Annotated in this window: 7 protein-coding genes; 3 read left to right on the forward strand and 4 right to left on the reverse strand. The window is 64.2% G+C overall.

Annotated features, from left to right (window positions below; genetic code table 11):
• Window positions 1–166: 166 nt before the first annotated feature.
• From D0B54_RS13945 to D0B54_RS13960, 4 genes are all read right to left on the reverse strand, one after another.
• The gene (locus tag D0B54_RS13945) at window positions 167–3,328 is read right to left on the reverse strand and encodes a transglutaminase domain-containing protein (protein WP_117291905.1); all 3,162 of its coding nucleotides are present in this window, start codon (window positions 3,326–3,328) and stop codon (window positions 167–169) included.
• A gap of 65 nt (window positions 3,329–3,393) precedes the next feature.
• Window positions 3,394–13,422, reverse strand: a complete 10,029-nt coding sequence (locus tag D0B54_RS13950; protein WP_162932421.1) for a carboxypeptidase regulatory-like domain-containing protein — start codon at window positions 13,420–13,422, stop codon at window positions 3,394–3,396.
• Window positions 13,423–13,666: 244 nt separating this feature from the next.
• Window positions 13,667–15,280: a hypothetical protein gene (locus D0B54_RS13955; protein ID WP_240433433.1), complete on the reverse strand. Its 1,614-nt coding sequence runs from the start codon at window positions 15,278–15,280 to the stop codon at window positions 13,667–13,669.
• Window positions 15,281–15,427: 147 nt separating this feature from the next.
• Complete coding sequence (locus D0B54_RS13960) at window positions 15,428–16,909, reverse strand: DUF3336 domain-containing protein (protein ID WP_240433434.1); 1,482 nt, start codon at window positions 16,907–16,909, stop codon at window positions 15,428–15,430.
• Window positions 16,910–17,070: 161 nt separating this feature from the next.
• Between D0B54_RS13960 and D0B54_RS13965 the strand changes: the two genes are divergently transcribed.
• The 3 genes from D0B54_RS13965 to D0B54_RS13975 are packed head-to-tail and all read left to right on the forward strand — an operon-like array spanning window position 17,071 to window position 20,984.
• Complete coding sequence (locus D0B54_RS13965) at window positions 17,071–17,979, forward strand: AAA family ATPase (RefSeq protein ID WP_117291908.1); 909 nt, start codon at window positions 17,071–17,073, stop codon at window positions 17,977–17,979.
• 7 nt (window positions 17,980–17,986) lie between these two features.
• On the forward strand, window positions 17,987–18,985 hold the full coding sequence (locus D0B54_RS13970) for a DUF58 domain-containing protein (RefSeq protein WP_117291909.1): 999 nt from the start codon (window positions 17,987–17,989) through the stop codon (window positions 18,983–18,985).
• 19 nt (window positions 18,986–19,004) lie between these two features.
• Complete coding sequence (locus D0B54_RS13975; protein WP_162932422.1) at window positions 19,005–20,984, forward strand: transglutaminase TgpA family protein; 1,980 nt, start codon at window positions 19,005–19,007, stop codon at window positions 20,982–20,984.
• Window positions 20,985–21,075 lie beyond the last annotated feature (91 nt).

The raw sequence follows: 21,075 nt of genomic DNA on the forward strand, positions 1-21,075 counted from the left end.
TCCTGAAAACCTGGGGCATTTCAGTTCCTCCGTCTAGCCTCCTCTGCCTAGTGCGAAAGCTCATAAAGCACGAACAAGACTAGCGCAATGATAATGCTCCCAAGAACATTCCAGTTCTCCTCCCATGCTTTGGGTTTTTGAACACCTTCGTTTCTCTTTTCAGGCGTCATGATCGAATAACCGTAAGTAAAAGAGTAAAAATGTATGCGATGAGCGCACTAATAATTAGCTGCTCAGCTATTGCAGGCGCTACAAATGCCCCTACCAGAATGGCTACTATAGCTCTAAATGTTGCGGCATTAAGTGGGTCCGCACCTTCGATATAGGCCAAAGCGATCGTCGTTACCAGCAAAGGAATCAAAACCAATATTCCTGCGGCTCCAGCAAGCAACGCGCTGACTCCAAATGCTAGCCCCCCAAAAATGGCCAAGCCCACAACTATCGCAAGTAGTTGCCCCTCGGCGGTTCCCATTTGGCCACCGCGCGCACCGCCTTGAATAAGGTACGCTCCCGCTCCTGTCTGCGGATCAATGATCTCGTATCCTGCTCCAGAGAACCCTGCATAGTTTATAGGTCGCTCATGCACGGCAATCTCCTTTCCGGCCGCAAAGGCGTTGCGTGCTTCCTCCATAAAAGCAGGAGATTGCTGGACGCTCATCAACTGCCCCTGATTGGCCGCAGTCAGTGTGTATATCTTTTGTCCTTCTGCGCCGGCGATAGCTAGTGCCTTGGAAGCTGATATACCGCTAGGATAAAAATCATCATTCGGATCATCAAAAGCTTGCTCCAGGATAGCGTGTTCCATGGCGCTCGAATGCTGACCTTTGAGACGATTGTATTTTATCCAATCTGACTGGTTATTGTGTTTTGAATATGCTGTGCGCCTAATATGTCCTGCATCCAGCAAAACTCCAGGAAAAGTTAATGATCTAACGATTCCCCCATATCCGCGAATTGGTATTGCCATGGCATAGAAAAAACCATAAGAAAGACCCGGCACATCTACCATCTCAGTTTTCTTTTGAGCTAAGTAACCGAAGGACTCTATGGAAGCCAAGTAGCTCCACACCACTGCGGCCAGCAAGTCACCTGATAGTTGCTCTCCACTTATATCTACAAAGTTCTGCGACAAAAGCTTCTGCTTCGTATCCTGCAGTCGAGCCTGGAGCGAATCAAGCTGCCTCCCAGCAATGCCCTGCAGACTAATACCCAGAGCTCCGATCTGGCCTGCCACAAGAATGTCTGGAGTGAGATCCCAGCCTTGCAAGTCCATTTGAGTAAAGCCACCCTCGCCAGTCAAGCTCGTTCCGAGCGTATAGCTTCCTGCACTTGCGACTGCTAGTCCGTCCAATCTCAATTCGGGGGTGACCTGGATGGCGTATCCAGGTAGCGCTCGCGGAAAGTCTTTAGCCTCAATGGGGCTACCATCCTCATGCGGCATGGGCAGGTAGCTGTTGACAGCCTGTCGATCCGCTTCACTGGCAGGAACGAACGCCAATGCCACTTTCTTGCCGGCCAACTTCACCGTCTCAATCTCATAGCTGAGCATGGGGCTATCAAGCTGCCTTTGTTGCTCATCTAAGTAGATGCTGTAACGAAATTTGTGCTGCAGTTCATCCGGCACCTGTAAAAATCGACCGCCTACGCGGACAATTTTTACTGGAGCACCTGCGGCGAGGATCGAAAGCTTCTTTGGAAGAATCTCCTTATGCCCCAGAATATCGTTAATGGTTTCACTTTGCCGCTGCTGCTCAATATAGCCTCGTAGCCGTTGTTGATACTGATCTATCTGTATCTGCAGATTGGCCTGATTCAGATTCTTTATCCAGCCTTCGCTTTCATTGACTACACTGCCTTCCTGCACTGCATGAAGAAAGGTTTCAGAATCAATAGGCACTTCCCGATCAAAATTCATACCATCTGCATATAGATATTGCTTAAAACTAGCATCCATCGGCACCCACGCATCGGGCTCGCGATTCTTGGCACCGCGACTCGGAAAATAATCAACAAATGCCTCCACCCACACGTGCTCAATCCGGATCGCCTTGGTCACACCTCCCTGAGTGAGAGCAACATTGGGAATGCCACCCTGGCCGAGCAGATTCTGCGCCGCATCTGGATTGGTGAACCCACCGATCCAGTTCATCAACTGTTCTGCAGGAACATCTACTGTGCCGTAGACGTACCGTGCAGGGACTCCCGCAGCGCGCAGTAGCGCAACCAACAAACTTGATGTATCGAAAGCATTACCCGCCTTCTTATCCAGCGTGAGCTGACTCCCCTGAATGCTGCCGTAGCTGGGGATGTAGTCGATGTTGTTCCGAACCCAGTTATATATCTCGACCGGGTTGTTGTGGAGTTCCAAGGCTTTGGCCTGAACCTCTGGGGTAATCTGCACATCTTCGGTTGGGGCCAGGTACTCCGGCCCCGGCATCGGCACACTGCCCATCAGGCCAGCCAAGCTGCCAGCGCTAGCGACTTGCATAGGATCGGCGGGAATGATGTAGCGTTCCCCCTCCTCCACAGCCTTTTCGATGGCGGCGATGGTGCTAGCGCTAACGTCTTCTCGCCGCTCGGCCACGTCCAGCAGCGGCTGCGCCAACAATGTACCAGCTAGCAACTTGCGCAATTCAACGGGGCTGGTCATGGGCTTGCGCACCTTGGGATCAGCGGTGCGGAACGGCAGGTTCTTGGGGTCGAAGGACGGCGCCTTCTTCGGTTCCCATAACTTGAACAGGGTGCTCAGCCTCTGGCTCTGGTCATGCAGTGCCATCACGGTGCCGGCCTTGCCTAGCTTGTCCAGCCGATCCTGCACCTCCACGCTCTTGGCCTTGAACAGCTTAACCACCTCGGCATGCCGCTCCAGGATCACGGCCGGCAGCTTATGGTCAACGATGTGCTTGCGGTCCACCTCAAACTGCACCAGCGTCGCCTCGTCTTCTTGGCGCAGCCCGGCGGCGATTTTCGCGATGCGCTCCTGCAGCGCCTGCACCTTCGGCGCGGCGGGCGTGCCGATGATGCTGATGTCGGTGATGGTCTTGCCGGTCTTCTCGTCCTTGCGCGTGCGTTTGACAATCAGGTCGCGGCTGGGCTTGACCTGCACCTGCAGTTCGGCCAACTCGACCTGCAGCTGCTCCAGCAGCAGGGTGGTTTGGTCTTGGCGCGGCGCCAGGGCCTGAGCTGGCGTAGGCTGCTCGATCTTCGCGCGGATCGCAGCCGCGGCAGGCGCGGTGTTAAGCGCGAGGAAGCACAACACGATCACGCCTGTGATCGAGCTCTGCAGGCCGCTGTGACGCGGCATCAGTCCGGTGTTGAAGTTATCCATCTTGTGTGACTTCCCCAAGTGCGGGAAACCGGGCTTGCCGGCCTCCCGTGATGTCGTACTGCGGGTTACTGCAACTGCCCGGTCTCGAAGATCGCCTCGTCCACCTGGTGGCGGATCGGCGCGGCCTGCGTGGAGCCGTCGTGGATCAGCTCGTCGGTGGCAAGCACCAGTTCGGCCAGGGCCTTGGCGGTGTCGCCCTGGTCCAGCGCGCGGTTGGCGGCCTTGAGGTGATCCAGCGCCTTCTTCGACGGATGCCGCGTGTCGAAGATCAGCCCCAGCAGGTTGCCGAGCAGACCCGGGTTGGGCTTGGTTGCGGCATAGGCGGTGAGTGCGGCCAGGGCATCGTCCAGGCTGGGCTGCAATGGCGGCGACAGCTCGGCGGTAATGGTGCCGGCGTCCACCGTCTGCGTGCCGCTGGTAGCGGTGAGCTGCGCGCTCACCATCACCGGCAGGCCGCCCGGCGGCAGTCGCACCCACAGCTGGTTGTCGATGCTGGCACCGGCCGCAAGCTCAAAGCTCCACTCGAGCTTGCCGGCGGCCACCGTGCCCTGCTTCGCGTCCACCACGTAGCCGCCGGCACTGAGGCTCACCTTGGCCACGACGCTGACGGCGTTGCCCTCGTTGGACAGGTGCAGCTTGAGCGGCACGGTGCGGCCCGGCTGCGGGCTGGCCTGCGGCGGGTTGACGTGGATCAGCGATTGCCCGATCAGCTGGCGGAACAGGCTGCCGCTGCCGGCCAGGCTGGCCTCGCCCAGTACGTCGAAGCTGCCCAGGGCGGACTTGCCCTTGCCGTAGGGGCCGACCGTGACGGTGCTGTCCTGCGCGCTGGGCACGGTGCTGATCAGCTTGCCGTGCTTCGATGCACCGGTGAGCTTGATGCGCTGCACGTCGTTGCCGCTGCCGAACACGGCCTGGCCGCTGCCCAGCGGCGAGCCGGGCTGCATCTCGATACCCACCGGGGCCAGCTGGGTGCCGCTGTACTGCACACCCAGGGGCTGGTCGAGGATGCGACGGCGCACGTCGTGGCGGCCGGCGGCCAGCAGGCCTTCGCCGCGATGGACGGCCTCGCGCAGCTCCTTCTGCACCTGCTCGTCCAGTACCACGTACTCGGACAGCAGCGCGTAGTTCTGGTAGGCGCCGCTGCGCAGCTCGCGGGCAAAATCGGCCTTGCTGGTGACGATCTTGTAGGACCAGCCTTCGCCGCGCAGCAGGGACTCCAGGAACTGGCGCTGGGTTGCGGCGGCGACCTTGTCCGCGCCATCGCCGATGCCTTCGCCGGCATGCACGCCGTTGTTGATGCCCAGGATGCGGAACACCTGGCCGAGGGTGTCGCCCACCGCGTGCACGGTGTTGCAGCCCAGGCTGATGAGCCCGGTCTGCAGGTTGAGCACGCGGGTAGCGGCGCCGACCTTGGCGACGACCTGGTAGGTACCGTCGATGACCTGCTGTCCGGCGGCACCGGTGAGGCCGATGACCAGCTCCCCGGCGCTGAACGAGGGGATCAGCAGGTCGATACCGCGGCTGCCGGCGCGTCCGTTCACTTCACCGTTGAAGCTCAGCAGGCTGGTGCTCTCCACGTCGATCAGCAGGCCGTAGCGGTCCAGCAGCTTGACCTCGACGACGGCGTCGGGGCTGAGCGCCGGGCTGAAGTCGGCTTCCAGCAGGACGTCGAACAGGCCGTTGTGGCACAGCGGGCCGCCCTGGCTGCCGTTGGTGGGGCCGTCCATCAGGACCAGCAGGCGGCCCTTGTCACCAGCCTTGATCTCGCCGCTGAGCTTGATCGGCGGCGGGTCGATGGTGAAGTTGTCGTAGCCCAGGGTCTTCCACTGGCCGTCAACCTGGGCTTCCAGCACGCAGGCGTGCGGGCCCAGCTCATAGTGGCTGTCGATGCTGAAGACGCGCGTCAGGGTCTGCTGGCCCCCGGGGGGCAGGCTCTGGGTCGCGGTGGCCTCGGTGATGATGCGCTCCGGGCTCAGCTGCATGATGCGCTGGCGGATCGGCAGGTCCTGCAGCGCATGGCTGCCATCGTTGTGGATGCTGTCCTTGCAGGTCTGCGTTTCACCCTGCGGCACCGGCTTGAGGCTGGCCACCACGGAGCCGCTGACCAGCACCGGCACCTTGGCCACAGTGAAGCTGTCGCTGGCCAGGGTCTTCCACTGGCCGTCCACCTGCGCTTCCAGCGCGCAGGAGTAGTTGCCCAACTCGTAGTCGTCGGTATCGAAGACCTGCGGCAGGGCCTGCAGGCCGCCGGCCGGCACGCTGATCACGCCCGCGGTTTCCAGTATCCGACGCTCAGGGCTGAGCTGCGTGACGGTCTGGCGGACCGGCAGGCCCTGCAGCGCGCGCGGGCCGTTGTTGCGGACCGCACCGCTGCAGGTCTGCGGGTCGCCCTGGAACACCGGCTTGAGCGCGGCCGCGACCGTGCCGCTGACCAGCACCGGCACCTTGGCCACGGTGAACCGGGCATAGCCCAGGGTCTTCCACTGGCCATCGACCTGGGCTTCCAGCACGCAGGCGTGAGCACCCAGGTTGTAGCCCTGGGTGCTGAAGGAGCGGTTCAGCGTGCGCTCCGTGCCGGCGGCGAGGCTCTGCTCGGTGACTTCCTCACTGACGAGGCGATCAGCGTCCAGTTCCACGATGCGCCGCCGGATCGGCAGGGCCGACAGTGCTTCCGACCCGCCGTTGCGGATGGTGTCGCTGCAGGCCTGCAGATCGCCCAGGTAGGGGTCCTTGGGTGTGGCCACGACAGCGCCGGTCAGCTTGGTGGCATTGTCGCGGCGCACCTCGAAGGCAGTGGTGGCACTGGTCAGAACCGTGCCGTTCTTGGCCAGCGCTTCCGCCTTCAGGCTGTAGGTGCCGATAGAGGCTCCGGGCAGCGCGTAGCGATCCGCGAAGTCCACCATGGCGCCAGGCCGCAGCTGTGCAATGGCGCGGTTCTGGCTGTAGACCACGGCGCCCAGCGCATCGGCCACGGAGAGCCGGAGCGTGATGTCCTCGTAGGCGAAGTTGGTGGCCAGGCTGCGGGCGCGGCCCAGCATCTGCACGAGGTCGTATTCGCCGTAGGCCTGCTTGTCGGTGGTCGGCACGACCTTGATCGCGCCCTCCCCGGCCGGATCGCTGCCGCTGGCGCTGATGTCGAAGCCGGCCTCGGCATGCGCCTGCAGCCTGCCCGTGCCATCGGTGAAGCTGGCCTTGAGCTGATAGCTGCCAGCCATGTAGGTGCCGGTATCCAGCTGGGGACTCAAGGTCAGTGGCAAGCCGGGCTCGACCGACTGGACTTCATCCATCACGGTCTGCACCAGCACGCCACCCGCATCGTAAAGCTCCAGGCGCAACTGGCCCGTCATCCGGCTACCGCCGCCATTGATCAACTGCAGGTTGACCTGAACCGGGCTGTTCGCCGGGTAGCTGGCCGCGCCGGTAGACAGGCTCATGCTGAGCGCCCCGGTGGCACGCACGCTGGGAATCTCCAGCGGCAGCTTGATGTCGTTGCCGGTGAAGGTATTGCGGAACAGCAGGAAGGCTTCGGCAAGCACCGGGAGCTCTTCGGCCAGCGTCATGCCCGGCAGCGTGGTGCCGAATTGCGCGGAACGACCGCTGTTGTCCAGGTCGGCAAAATTCCAGACGTACTCGGTACCGCCGTCGGCGGTACCGTTGACGGCCGCCGGCGCGGTATTGAATCCGCTCAGCACCTGCCCCGCCTTCGTCACCACATGCAGGTCGGTACTGATGGCGCCGCAGGTGATCGGCATGCGCGAAACCTTGTTTTCGCCGGAGTCCGTCCAGAGCAGCAGGCCTTTGCTGTAGCGGTCATAAACCATGAAATCCATGTCGGTAAGCGCGCCGCCGCCAGTGACGCCGTCATATATCTTTGACGCCAAGCCTCCGGCGGTGACTTGGTATAGCGAATATTCCTCGGGATCGTTCGGCTGGCCCATCGAGGGCCATCCGCGGGGCAACAGGAAGAGGTTGTCCGCGCAATCGCCGGCGATCGTCGCCCCGTTTCCTTCGTACTCGAACGACGCATCGCCCGTGGCCACCACGCTGGACACCCCGTCTGGCGTGATCTTGACGACAGTGCGCGAGATGGCCTGCAGCACGTACAGGTTGTCCTTCCCGTCTATCGTCAATGCGTAGTAGGTGTTGTTGCCAGCGGGCTTCATGCGCGAATAGCTGCCGTCAGGCTTCACACGATAGAGATCGCTGTTGGTTGCCACGGCGATCAGGTCTCCATGGCTGTCGAGCACCATGCCCTTGATGGCTACCGGCATCGTCGCGACGATCTGTGACCCGGCATTGGGGGCAATGCGCAGGATCTGCTTCAGGCTGTTGGCCACGTACAGGTTGGCTTGCGCATCGATCGGCAAGGTACCGTTGATGTCGATGGTGGACCCGGCGGGAATGTAGAAGTCAGCCCTTGTGCCCGTGGGAGTGACGCGAACGATCTTCGTGGCGTTGCCGAAGAAGATGTTTCCAGAGGGATCGGCTCCCATGTAGACCATCGTCGGCAACGACGTCACATTCCGCATGCTGGCGGCGTCCGGCCGCGATGCGGTGAGGAAGTCTGCACCGCTCACGCTCACCGTCAACTGCACGACCGCGTCCTCGGGCGTAACCACCGCCCGGTCTGCGATGATCTGCCCTTCGGCATGCGGCCCGACGTGCAAGGAGGTCTGGATTTCACTCTCGCTGCCGCCCTGAGGCAACAGGCGCAGACGGAAATCTCCCGCGTAGGGCGGCAGCCATTGACCCAGCGACAGCGACTGCTCGCCGTTGACGGCTATTGCTCCAAGCGCGGTGGTCGTACGGTAGACCTCCGTGCCGGGTGCCACTAGCGGTACAGGTACCGAGGGATGCAGACGGTAGATTGCATTCCTGCGGGTGTCCCCCGCTTCCGCGGCGCTGGTCACGATGAGCGGAAGGCCCTGGGGGTTGAAGGCGATTCCCTTGGGGATTTCCCTGTACAGCAGCCTCCCGAGCTTCTGTTCGACTATTGCACCCGTACCGATATCGACGCGGTAGACGTAGGAATCGCCCTCCAGGGTCTGCATGGCCGCATATGCGACACCTGTTTCGCTGGATACCGCCAGCGTCGATAGGCTGGGCATGCCACCGGCGATGACTTTGATTGCCCCATCGGCATAGCGCGACACAGTGCCGCTCGCACCAGCGATGTACAGGGCGCCGTCTGCGCCCCGGCGGACGGTGCGCGCGTTCACGATGCCGGTTGCGACCACCGATAGTGCATTGCCGTCCAGGCGATACAGCTTCGTGGAGTCTGTGACGTAGACCTGGCCGTCGCTGATCATCAGGCCTGCGAGGCTGGGCCCAGGGCTTGCGAGCATTGCCACGAACTGGCTGCCGTTGTAGCGCATCAACTGGGCACCGCTGGTGGCCCAGAGCGCCCCATCGGGCGCAAAGGCCAGCGATGCCGGAGTTGACGGCAGCGGCAGAAGCTCGGACTGCATCCCGTCAGTGGAGAATCTCACCACGCCCTTGGCGAAGTTGGAGGACGCAGCTGCATGCACGCGGCCTGAGGCGTCCACGGCGATGCCCGCGGCGTTGGGCACACCGGAATACGACGCCTTCACGACGCGATCCGGCCCGTACACCAGCACACGCTGTGATTCCGTATTGAGCACCGCGATATCGCCGTTGTACATCGCCAGGCTGCTCAGCGCGAGCAGCGACGGATCGTTGACCACGTTGCTGACCGATCCCGCGGGGGAGATACGCACCACTTGCCCGCTGAAGTTAACCGTTGCGTACAGGTCGCCGGCGCTGAAACGCAACTGGACGACCGCAGTGCTGCTGAGCAAGCGCGGCACGCCGTCGTCCGGCGACATCCTGTATATCCGGGTGAAATCGGAGAAGACGATCTCGCCGTCAGCCCATTCCACGTCCCTGGGATTGAGGAAACCGGCGACCGTCCGCAGGAGCTGGTTGGCGGCGTCGTACTGCCTGAGCAGGGAGCCTCCAGATTCCAGCAAGTCGTAGCGGCCATCGACCAGGCGGACAAACTGCGTGGCGTTACCCGAAACCAGCGTGGTGATCTGCCCGGCACCGTCCACGCGGATGAAGGCTCCGCTGGTTCGCAGCGCATAGGTGGAGCCATCGCTCGCCGTGGACAGGGCGCTGAGCGCGCCGGTGTTGGCGCCCTTGACGTAGGTTCCGTTGTCGGCAAACCGGTACAGGAACCCGTCGGCCAGGCCCGCAATCACACCCGTGGCGTCCACCTCCAGGTCGTTGACCGTGAAAGGCGTGGTGCTGAAGGTCTCCAGGCTGTTGTCGGGACGCAGCCGGTAGATCTTGCTGGCGACGCTGTCCGCGAGATAGACCGTGCCGTCGGTAGCCACCGCCATCCGCTTCGACGCGGGCACCGTTGTGCGCACGCTCATGGCGCCTGCATCGGACACCGCGTTCAGCTTGGTCCCATCGATCAGCACATAGACGCCGCCTTCGGGATTGGGTGCAATGTCGCGCCCTGTGCCGCCGAGGCTGGCCACCAGGATGCCGGCCCGGCCGGATGCCGGAATGCGGGTGAGGTTGCTGTTGTTGAGGATGTAGCGCGAGCCGTCAGGGGTCGCCGCAACCGCCACGGCGCTTTGCATCAGGGGCTGGGCGAGGACCTCCTTGCTGCCACCCGCAAGCACGCGGACGATATTGCTGGTGCTCTGGTCTGCAACCAACAGTGCGCCGTTGGCGTCCACCGCCAGGCCCGCAGCGTTGGTGAACCCCGTGGCATAGGTCGTGGCGACCGAGGTACCCAGTTCATGGCGCAGCACCGTGGTGCTGCCGGCCACGGAGTAGAGCGCCGCATCCGCGCCGAAGGCGATCTCCTTCACCGCGCCAAGCTTGCCGCTGCCCAGCAGGGGCTCGATCGCACCACTGCTGCCGACGCGCCGCAGCGAGCCGTCGCCGCCGGCGGCGTACAGCCGCCCCGCCGTGTCATAGGTCAGTGCCGATGTACCAGCGCCCAGGGACTGCACGAAGGGGCTGACCTGCCCGGCCGGCGAAACCCGGTACAGGGGCGTGGCACTGACGGAACTGACGATGACATTTCCCGCGGCGTCGTAGGCCAGCCCCTGCGGAGAGAAGATACCCGTCGCGAACACGGATATCGACTTGTCCATGCCGATCCGCAGGACGCGGTTGCTGTTGCCATCTGCGAGCAGGAAGCTGCCCGAGGGCTCGAGCAACATTCCCCCCGGGGACGAGAGTCCGCTGGTGATGAACGGAGCCATGCGCCCGTCGGATTCGATCCGGGCGATGGTGTTGTTGCCGGTGTTGCTGATGTAGAACCGCCCACTGGCATCCTTCATGATGCCCTTGGGGTTGGACAAGCCGCTGCCCAGCAGCTGTTCGCTACCCCCGGCGGGGTTGATGCGATACAGCGCGTCGGCACCCAGGCGCATGCCCATCACATACAGATTGCCATCGGGATCGCCGGTAATGCTGGCGCCCGAGTTCAGCGGCGTCGACTGCGCCTCCTGCTTTACGCCTGCGGCAGTGATCGGGACTATCTGTCCCGCCGTGGTCAGCACACGCAAACCGCCATCGGACATCATGGTCAGGTCCGCCGCGTTCTGGCCTGAATCCAGCGTTACCACCGAAGTAATCTGCCCTGTGGGTGCCACGCGGAGGATCTGGCGATCGCCGTTGACGGTATAGAGATTGCCGGCCACATCCGTGACCGCTCCAACGGGCTGGTTCAGGGGAGCCCCGATCAGCACATCGTCCAGCGTCCCCGGCTGCATACCCGGATTAGGATCCTGGGCGTCGAGGATGATCGCCAGCGTGGCGCTGCCGCCCGGATAACCCTGGTTGCCGCGGTTGCCAACCTGCGCCGAGATCGACACGGCTTCGTCGGTACCCGCCTGGGTGATCGGCGGGTTCACATGGAGATAGCCGCCAAGGGCCGCACCGGGATTGATGGTGATGCCGACCGAGGTTTCGGCAAGGATTTCGCCGTCGGGCTCCGCCGCCAAGATCACCACGGTGTAATCACCCGGAGCGATGCTCTTGTTGTTCCAGCGTGTCAGCATGTCCAGGCTGGCACCCGCCGACAGGGAGTACGGCCCCTCGATCAGCGGCTGGCCGATCTGCAGCAGGCGCATCGGAATGAATTCCACTACCTGGCGCTGTGCGTCGTAGACGGTGGCGGAGAATGCAACCGTGCGTGCACGGCTGTCTTCGTTGGTGGCGACGGCCTCGACCTCGACGTCACCGTACGGACCATAGTCCGGCAGGACGGCGGCGGCTCTCAGCTTGATGCCCTTGTCCTGCGCCTTGTCCAGCTTCAGGTCGACGCGGTAGCTGCCGAAGCCCGGCGTGTTGACCGCGTAGGTACGGGCATAGTGGCCGACCGCCTCGGCCAGCAGGCTGGCATGGGTTTCCGGCAGGCCTTCGATGCGATAGTTGCCCTGCGAGTTGGTCACGACCTGCACGTTGGTGCCCTGCACGCGCACGCTGGCAGCCGCCACCGGCGTGTTGTCATCGGCATTGGTGACGCGCCCGAACAGCGTCAGGCTGTCGGCAGCCGCGGCGATGCGCAGATCGTTGATGCGGTTGATGCCGGCGGAGATCACTGCGTCGAAGCCCGAGGCCTCGTAGCCGGTGGCTTCTACCTGGATGTCGATGGCGCCAGCTTCGAGCCCGTCGATCTGGAAGCTGCCGTTGGACGCCGACAAGGCGAACTTGTCGCCTACGCTGACGCGGGCGCCGGAGATGGCGGCACCGGAGTCGGCGGCGAGGACGCGGCCGACGATGCTGGCCTGGGTCGGGGCGGGTTCGGCATCCGGGTACAGGGACGGCGAGAACCCGTAGCTGCTGCCGGGCTCGAAGGACAGGGCCTGGGCGGCGCTGCGGTAGCCGGCCTTGGACACCACGATGGTTCCACTGCCTGCCGGGATGCCGGTGAGTTCGAAAGCACCGTTGTTACCGGCCAGCACCGAGAAGCTGTCCACGCCCACGGTCACCGCGACGGTGGCGCCAGCCAGCGGCTGGCCGCTGGAGCCGTCAAACACCGCGCCATGCACCGCAGCGGCGTCCTCAAGTACCAGCAGGGATACGGTGCCGACATCGACGACCGCCCCGGCAGCGATATTCAGCTGCCGCTGCACGCTGGCGTAGCCGACCTTGCCGACCCCCAGGCTGTAGTTGCCCGGAGTGATGTCGCCGATGTCGAATTGGCCCGATGCCGTGGTCGAAAGGTTGTGGCCCGCCACGCTGATCGTGGCGGCGGCCAGGGGGGCACGCGTGGCGGCATCGCTGACCTGCCCGACTACGCGCCCCTTGGACACCGTGGCCGGCGGCTGCGCCTGCCCCGCCAGCGCACGCAGGGCGAGGCTGGTGAGATAGGGATCGGACGCCCAACTGCCATCGGCGCTCTGGGCGGCCTTCAGCGCTGTGAGCAGGCTGCCGTACTGCGTGCTGTCGGTGGTCGCTGAAGCGAGTGCGATGGTCGCCAGCGCGTCATACAGCGATTCGCCATAGCCGGCGTTGTTGCCACGCTCCGTGCGCAGCCAGCCAATCGATTTGCTGATATACGGGCTCAGCGCATAGGCATCGCGATAGGCTGCCAATGCCTGCAGGGCATAACTGGTGGTGTACACCGCGTTGTCGCTACCTGGAGCAGCATAGCCGCCATCGCTGTGAGCGGTGGATATCAGGTAGTCGAGCGCAGCCTTGAGCACCTTGTAATCAGTGAACCCGGATGCGCGAAAGGCCAGCAACGCCCAGGAAGTGTCGAGTGTATTGCTCAGCGTATCGGCTTGATCGCCGAAGCCGCCATCGGAGTTCTGGCGTGCTCGAAGCACAGCAACGAAAGTAGCGGCCGACTGGCCGCCCCTGACCAGGCTGATCGCCGATTGGGCCAGTGCTTCGGTAGTGGTTTCCGTGTTGCTGGCGACGCGTTGCGCCAAGGGCGCAGGCACCGTCCCCAATTGCGCCAGGGTCTGTAGAACTTCGGCTTGAATCTGCGACAGTGTCGCAATCGATGCGGCGCTACCCTGTACCGCGCCATCGTTGCCGACCTGCGCGGTCAGCCAGGCAAGACCGCGATCGACTTCCGCGGAATTGTCGGCATGAGCCATTGAACCCAAAGCCAAGGCCAGCCCCAGACAGAAAAGCCAGGCAAAACCCTTCAGCCCGCCCCGGCGGACTGCCCCAAAAAAGCTCGACATTCTGCAAACCCCGTAGCAGCCGTAAGGCAGCACCGCGCGATCGCTTGAGAAGGCGATCTGAGCGGAGCTGCTGTGGTATCGCCATAGGATTAGCACGGAGTGAACCCTCACAACAACGTGACTGGACTGTCAGGTTGTTCCATTCCGGCAACCCCTATTCCCAGGCCAGCCACAGTGAGCCGTCGCGATACACCTGCGCTTCGGAAAAGCCCGTACTGCCGTTCTTGATGCTGCGATGGACCTTGTCTGCAGGTTTGAGCACTGCATCGCGCCCCAGGTCGAAGCGCTGACGCCGCACCAAGCGCATGTAGGCGCGATTGAGCGCCAGCGCACGGTCGGCACCGGGATACAGCAGCCAGGCGAGATCATGTTCACCGCTCGCTGAAGCGCTCAGGACAAGCTCGCGTCGGGGTTTTCCGCCAGAAAAAAATCGCTCCAGGATTTCCTGGTTGGCGCGGAATTCATCGCCCCCGCCGACACGCTGGAAATACGTCAGGGCCTCGGGCTCGGCATGCCCCCACTGCGGTAAGTCCTTCTGGCCAACCAGGCTTTGAGGCTGCCAACCTGCCCGCCCGGGAAGCTTGCGCGGCAGCGCGAAGGTCTGGTCCGCGGTGACCCCGATGGTGCCGTGGCAACCCATGCAGTAGTAGTGCTCTTCCTGGGACTGCAGGCGCAGGCGCCCCTGTGCGTCCTCGATGTAGCCCTGCAATTTCCAGCCGAAGTCGTTGACATAGCCGGTTTCCGGAGTGCCCTCGAACAGGGGCAGCACGCCCGCTTCCTTGTGGAATTTTTCCCCTCGGTATGCGCGGCCACTGGAAACCTGGCCTATGTTGCGTGACTTGACCGAGTAGCGCAGTTCCTTCATGCGCCGCGACATGAAGCCTGGAGCGCCCGGATCCAGGTAACGAACCGTGTGGAGGAATTCCGTCCCCGCCGGGTAGCGTCCCCACTCCAGCGGTACAGACGAAGCGCTGCCGAAGAAGCCTGGCGGTAGCCGGCGTATCCGCTGCACCATACCGCGCGCTTCGCCGTCGCCATCGAGGTCCCAGTGCAGCGCTTCCTCATCGAGCGACTCTACCTGTCGCCCCTGCGATTGCAGCATCGGCACGCTAGGCGTGGTCATCGCCGCTTCGATCAGCGCAAGATTGGCCTTGTAAATATCACGCGACTCCCGCCCTTCAGCATCGCGGCGGAATTGCCAGGGCAAGCGGATCATCACGTCATCCGTATTGCCGTTGGTGGGCCAGAAGGTGCCGGGAAAAGGCTTGAAGCGCAGCGCGCGCCAGCTGCTGCCATCCCGGGCGAAGCCCTCATCGTCGAAGCCCGCATGGATGTCTATGTCAGGCGTCCAGACCAGCGACGTGGAGTAGGACAAGGCCTTGCGCAGCGGTGTGTAATTGTCCTGCCTGACATAGCGCCGGACTTCAGCTGCGGAGGGAGGGCTCTCCTCGACCGGAAGGAAGAGATTCTGCCAATGGTTGGTCAGGCCCACCTCGCTGAACGCATACGCCAGCTGCAGCACCCAGTCATCCATCTGGTTGTGACCATTCTGCTGCGTGTGGCAGGTCCAGCAGGGATTGGCTACGCCATCAGTCTTGGTGTAGCACTGCACGGGAATGACGGCTTCACGATTCGCGATCTTGCCGGATTGGGCGCGTGCGTATGCCAGCGGGTCGTAGCTTGCAGTCTCGGCCGCAGCGACCGGCAGGGCAAGGAGAGCAACCAGCCATGCCGCGGCGTGGCGCGATATCGGGTAGCGATTTTTCACGGAAACGCCGAAAGGATATTGAGGCCGCCGACGCGCGGCAGCCGCATCAGAGCGGCATTCGCGACATCCGTCAATCTGACGAGCGAGTCAGGTTCACAAACTAAGAAGCCCGCCAGTCGGCGGGCTTCTTGATGCAGCCAGTGCAGGCTACTTCCCCTTCACCACTCGCAGTTCCGGCTTGCCGCGTGGCAGGTCCACAACGCTGCCGGCGCTCTGCAGCTTTTCCATGCACTGGTCCAGCGTCTGGCTGATGAGGGTCTGGTTGCGGATCATCTCGATGCGCGGCCAGGTGGCGCGCTCGCCTTCGAGCATGAAGCGCTTGATGGATTCCATCGTCGGGTTGGAGGTGACGTTGGCGTAACGCCAGATGCTCACTTCCGGGAAGATGTTGATGTGGCCGCGGTAGTCCTGGTCGAGGATGGCGCTGGCGGTGTCCAGCGGGGTGCGCAGGGCGCCGTTGGGCATGTTGGAGCGCGCAAGATCGAGAATGCTCCTGGCCTGGCCGCTGATGGAGGAATAGGCGTAGGCGCGCGCGGAGCGCAGCAGGCCGCGGGTGTTGGGCTCGTGCTTGGAGACGAAGGGCAGCACGTGCGGGTTGGTCTGGCTGACGATGAAGTGGTTGACGTTGTGCAGGCGGCGCATGCGCAGCGTGGGCAGGTCTGACTTCAGGGAGCCGTCGTTCCAGCGCAGCAGCGGCATGTAGGGTACGCGCTCGCCGTTTTCGTCCTGCGTCATCAGCATGACGGGCGGGAACAGGATGGGCACGGCACAGGAGGCGAGCACGGCCTCGCGCATGTAGAGGTACGGGAAGGTGAGGTAGTTGAGCAGGCGTGGCTGCTGGTTGACGCCCGCCGGCGAGACGGTGATGTTGGTGATGCGGCCGGACAGCTTCTCGGCCTCCTCGAAGGTCATGTCCTTGACGTTCTTGGCGATGGCGCGCTTGAGCTGGCTCTGGTCCATGACGGCGCCGCGGCGCAGCATGTGGCGCAGGGGCAGGATGCGCCAGAAGTGGTAGTAGGCGCTCTCCGGGTCCATCAGCTCTTCGACTTCATGCGGCGCACGGCTGCCGACGGTGGCGGCGACGACCGAGCCGGCGCTGGAGCCGGACATGACGATGGGCACGAGGCCTTCGCGGAACAGGGCCTTGACGACGCCGACATGGAACAGGCCCAGGGTGGCGCCGCCGGACAGCATCAGGGCGGAGCGGCCGTAGGACTGCCAGACCTCTTCGAAGAACTTGAGCTTGGCGGCATGCGGGAATTCCGCCAGCTCGAGGTCGCAGAGTTCGTTGAGGGCGGAGGCGACCTCGGTGATGTAGTCGCGGATCAGGTGCTTGGTGCTGATGCGGCAGATGCCGTACAGCTCGGGGTTGCCGGTGTTGCCGAGGTTCCAGTGCAGGCCCTGGCGCAGGTGGTGGATCAGCTTGATCCAGGCGCGGTCTTCGCGGTACTGGCGGATCTGGCGCAGGCGCGAGCGGATCAGGCGCCAGTCGTAGTCGTCGGAGGTGTCGTCCTCTTTCCACTCGGTAAGGCCGTCGCGGCGGTCGAGCTCGTCGGCGGCCTCGTACCAGGTGCGGTACTCGGTCGCGTGTGCCAGTTCGCGGTTCAGCTCGCGGCTGTATCGGTCCACCTGTACTCCGGTTTTCGGCAATTGAATGCACGGTATGGTGGACCACTTCGGGCGGGGTCGCAAACCCCGCTCCGCCCGTCCCCCGGCGGACTGAGTACCGTTCATCCGCAGGCTCCGGGAAGCCGTATACACTGCGGTTTCCAGACAGAAAAAGCCCCCCGATGACCGCCATCCAGCCTGCGCTAGACGCTCTCAACCAGATCATCCTCGGCAAGCACAACCAGATCCGCCTGGCGGCGGCCTGCCTGCTGGCGCGGGGACACCTGCTGATCGAGGACATCCCGGGCGTGGGCAAGACCACCATGGCGCTGGCCCTGGCCAAGGTGCTGGGGCTGAATTTCCAGCGCGTGCAGTTCACCAGCGACCTGTTGCCGGCCGACATCATCGGCGTATCGATCTACGAGCCGCAGGCGGCGGGCTTCCGCTTCCACCCGGGCCCGATCTTCTCGCAGCTGGTGCTGGCCGACGAGGTCAACCGCGCCAGCCCCAAGACGCAGTCGGCGCTGCTGGAGGCGATGGAAGAACGCCAGGTGACGGCCGAGGGCGCGACGCGCCCCCTGCCCGAGCCGTTCTTCGTGATCGCCACGCAGAACCCGGCGCACCAGATCGGCACCTTCCCGCTGCCCGAGTCGCAGCTGGACCGTTTCCTGATGCGCATTTCCATGGGCTACCCGGCGCCGGAGGCGGAGAAGGCGCTGCTGATGGAGCGCGAGCGCCGCGACCTGCTGGAAGAGGTGAAGCCAGTGCTGTCGCCGCAGCAGTTGCTGGAGCTGCAGGCGCAGGTGAAGGCGGTGCGCGTGATGCCGGCACTGGTGGACTACATCCTGGCGCTGGTGCGGCATACGCGCGAGCACAGCGGCCTGCGGCAGGGCCTGTCGCCGCGCGCGGCGCTGGCGCTGAAGCGGGCGGCCCAGGCCTGGTCGCTGGTCAACGGCCGCCAGGGCGTGATCCCGGAGGACGTGCAGGCGGTGTTCGCGGCGGTGGTGAATCACCGCCTGATCGCGGCCAGTGAACGCGAGGGCGGCGCACCGACCGCAGACGACATCCTGGCTCGCGTCGCCATTCCCTGAGCAGGCGATGCGCGTCTGGCTGGTGGTCAAGCTGCTGCTGCATCCGCTGCGGTTCCTGCAGGACCGGATCGATGCCTGGGTGATGGCGCGCGTGAAGCGCCAGCCGGGGCCGATCCCGGTGCCGCGCACGCGCGTCTATATCGTGCCCACGCGCTTCGGCTACGGCTTCGCCTTCATGGCGGCGCTGATGCTGGCGGGCTCGATGAACTATTCCAACAGCATGGGCTTTGCGCTCACCTTCCTGCTCGGCGCGCTGGGCCTGGTGTGCATGCACCAGACGCACGGCAACCTGCTGAACGTGCAGTTGCGCGCCGGCAAGACGCAGCCGGTGTTCGCCGGCGAGGTGGCGCATTTCGAGATCCTGGTGGACAACCCTGCGCCGACGCAGCGCTACAGCTTTGCGCTGGCCTGGCCGCGCAAGGACGACCTGGCGGTGACGGCTGACATCCCCGCCGAGGGCTCGGCGACCATGCGCATCGCCCTGCCCGCGGAGCGCCGCGGCTGGTTGCCCGCGCGCGTGTTCAGCCTGTCCACGGAATTCCCGCTGGGGCTGTTCCATGCCTGGACCTGGGCGGAGCTGGACATGGCCTGCCTGGTCTACCCCAAGCCCGCCGCCCCGGGCCGCATGCCGCCGCCGTCCTCGGGCGCCATGGGCCAGCTGCCGAGCAATTCCGCGGGCCAGGACGAATTCGCCGGGCTGCGCAGTTATCACCGTGGCGACTCGATGAAATCGGTGCACTGGAAGAGCCTGCCCAAGTCGCCCAACTCGCCGATGGTCAAGCAGTTCACGGAACTGCTGGACCAGGAGCTGTGGCTGGATTGGGACAAGCTGCCGGACCTGGACGTTGAAAGCCGCTTGTCGCAGCTGACGCGCTGGGTCCTGGACACCGAGAACCAGGGGCATGCCTACGGCCTGCGGCTGCCGGGCCTGGTGCTCGCCCCCAGCCGTGGCGAAACGCACCAGAACGAGTGCCTGCGCGCCCTGGCGCTGTACCAGGCCCAATGAGCCGCCAGGACGCGCAGCGATGAAAGCCGAAGCGGCCGCCAGTTACCTGAACCAGACCACGCTGCTGCGATTGATGGCGGTGCTGACGCTGGTGCTCTCGGTGCATCTGCCGACGCTGCCCGAGTGGGCGGTGGCATTCGTCTTTGCCGGCCTGGGCTGGCGCCTGCTGGTCGCGCTGCGGCAATGGTCGCTGCCGCCTGGCTGGCTGCGCTCGGTGATGGCCATCCTGGTCTTCGCCGGAATCTACGCCAGCTACGGCCGCATCAACGGCCAGCATCCGGGCACGGCGCTGCTGGTGATCATGGCGGTGCTCAAGCTGCTGGAGATGCGCTCGCGCCGCGACGTGATGGTCACGGTGTTCCTGATGTATTTCATCCTGCTGACCCACTTCCTCAACTCGCAGGAGATCTGGACGGCGGGCTACCTGCTGGCCTGCGTCTCGCTGATCACGGCCTTGCTGGTGGACGTGAATCATCCCGGACAGGCCCTGCCGTTGCGCGAGGTGCTGACCCGGGGCATGCGCATGGTGGCGCTGTCGCTGCCGGTGATGCTGCTGTTCTTCGTGCTGTTCCCGCGCATCCCGGGCCCGCTGTGGGGCCTGCCGTCCGATTCCGGCGCGGCGCTGTCGGGCATGTCCAACGAGATGGCGCCGGGCGATATCTCCAGCCTGATCCTGTCGGACCGCGTGGCGTTCCGCGTGCGTTTCCTCGGCGAGGTGCCGCAGCCCAAGGACCGCTACTGGCGCGGGCCGGTGCTGGACCACTTCGACGGCCGCGGCTGGAAACCCAGCGCCTGGTCGCAGACCGACCGCCTGCCCGCCTTCACCCTGAACGAGCCCACCATCCGCTACGAAGTGACCATGGAGCCGCACCGCGGCCCCTGGCTGTTCGCGCTGGACATCCCCGACATGCGCCAGCTGCCGCCCAACGCGGTGCTGACCTCGGAGTTCCAGCTGATCCGCGGCCGGGACGTGCTCGAGCGCGAGCTGTACATCCTGAGTTCACACCCGGACCACCTGATACAGCCGGACCTGCCGATCCTGTATCGCAACATCAACCTGGCGCTGCCCCAGAGCTACAACCCGCAGACCCTGGCGCTGGCTCAGCGCCTGAAAGCGGAGAACCCGGATCCGCAGGCGCTGGTGCAGGCGGTGTTGCGCATGTTCCGCGAGCAGCCCTTCGTCTACACGTTGCGCCCGCCGGTGCTGGGCCGCAACAGCGTGGACGACTTCCTGTTCAAGACCCGGCGCGGTTTCTGCGAGCACTATTCCAGCGCCTTTACCTTCCTGATGCGCGCGGCCGGCATCCCGGCGCGCGTGGTGACCGGCTACCAGGGCGGCGAGCGCAGCCCGATCGGCGACTTCCACACCATCCGCGATGCCGACGCCCACGCCTGGAGTGAAATCTGGCTGGAGGGCCAGGGCTGGATACGCATGGATCCCACGGCCGCCGTGGCGCCCAACCGCATCGAGATGGGCCTGTCGGAAGCAATGGACGGCGATGAGCTGCCCTCCTTCCTGCGGCGAGACGGCTTTGCCAGCCTGAGCCTGGGCCTGCGGGCGCGATGGGAGTGGGTCAACTCGAAGTGGAACCGCTGGGTGCTGGCTTATGGCCCGGACATGCAGATGGAGTTCCTGCAGCAGTTCGGCATCCGGGACTGGACCGGCATGATCCTGACGCTGACCATCGGCACCACCGTGGTGCTAAGCATCATCGGCCTGATGCTGTTGCGCCAGTTCACGCCGGCACGCAACCACGAGGTGGCGGTGAAGCTGTGGCAGCAGTTGCAGAAACGCCTGCTGCGCGCCGGCATCGCACAGCGGCCCAGCGAGGGCGCCGGCGATTTCGCCGAGCGCGTGGCGCGGGAAGCCCCGCCCCTGGGCGCAGCGGTGGCCCGTGCCGCGGCGGCCTACCAGCGGCTGCGCTACCTGGAAGGCGCCACGCCGGCCCTGCAGCGCGAGTTGGCGGAAGCGGTCAAGGCGGTCCGCACCAAGCCATGAGGGAAATGTTGGGGTTCGCTACGCTCACCGCCAACCTACGCCTTGGATCAATCGTCCCGCCGCAAATCCTGCAGCCGGCGTAGGTACGGTG

The sequence above is a fragment of the Solimonas sp. K1W22B-7 genome, assembly GCF_003428335.1.
Classification (GTDB): Bacteria; Pseudomonadota; Gammaproteobacteria; order Nevskiales; family Nevskiaceae; genus Solimonas_A.

What these genes read in the sequence shown, in the direction of transcription:
- D0B54_RS13970 (WP_117291909.1), top strand. Translation starts at nt 17,987, where the DNA reads ATGCGCGTCTGGCTGGTGGTCAAGCTGCTGCTGCATCCGCTGCGGTTC.
- D0B54_RS13945 (WP_117291905.1), bottom strand. Translation starts at nt 3,328, where the DNA reads ATGGATAACTTCAACACCGGACTGATGCCGCGTCACAGCGGCCTGCAG.
- D0B54_RS13965 (WP_117291908.1), top strand. Translation starts at nt 17,071, where the DNA reads ATGACCGCCATCCAGCCTGCGCTAGACGCTCTCAACCAGATCATCCTC.
- D0B54_RS13950 (WP_162932421.1), bottom strand. Translation starts at nt 13,422, where the DNA reads ATGGCTCATGCCGACAATTCCGCGGAAGTCGATCGCGGTCTTGCCTGG.
- D0B54_RS13975 (WP_162932422.1), top strand. Translation starts at nt 19,005, where the DNA reads ATGAAAGCCGAAGCGGCCGCCAGTTACCTGAACCAGACCACGCTGCTG.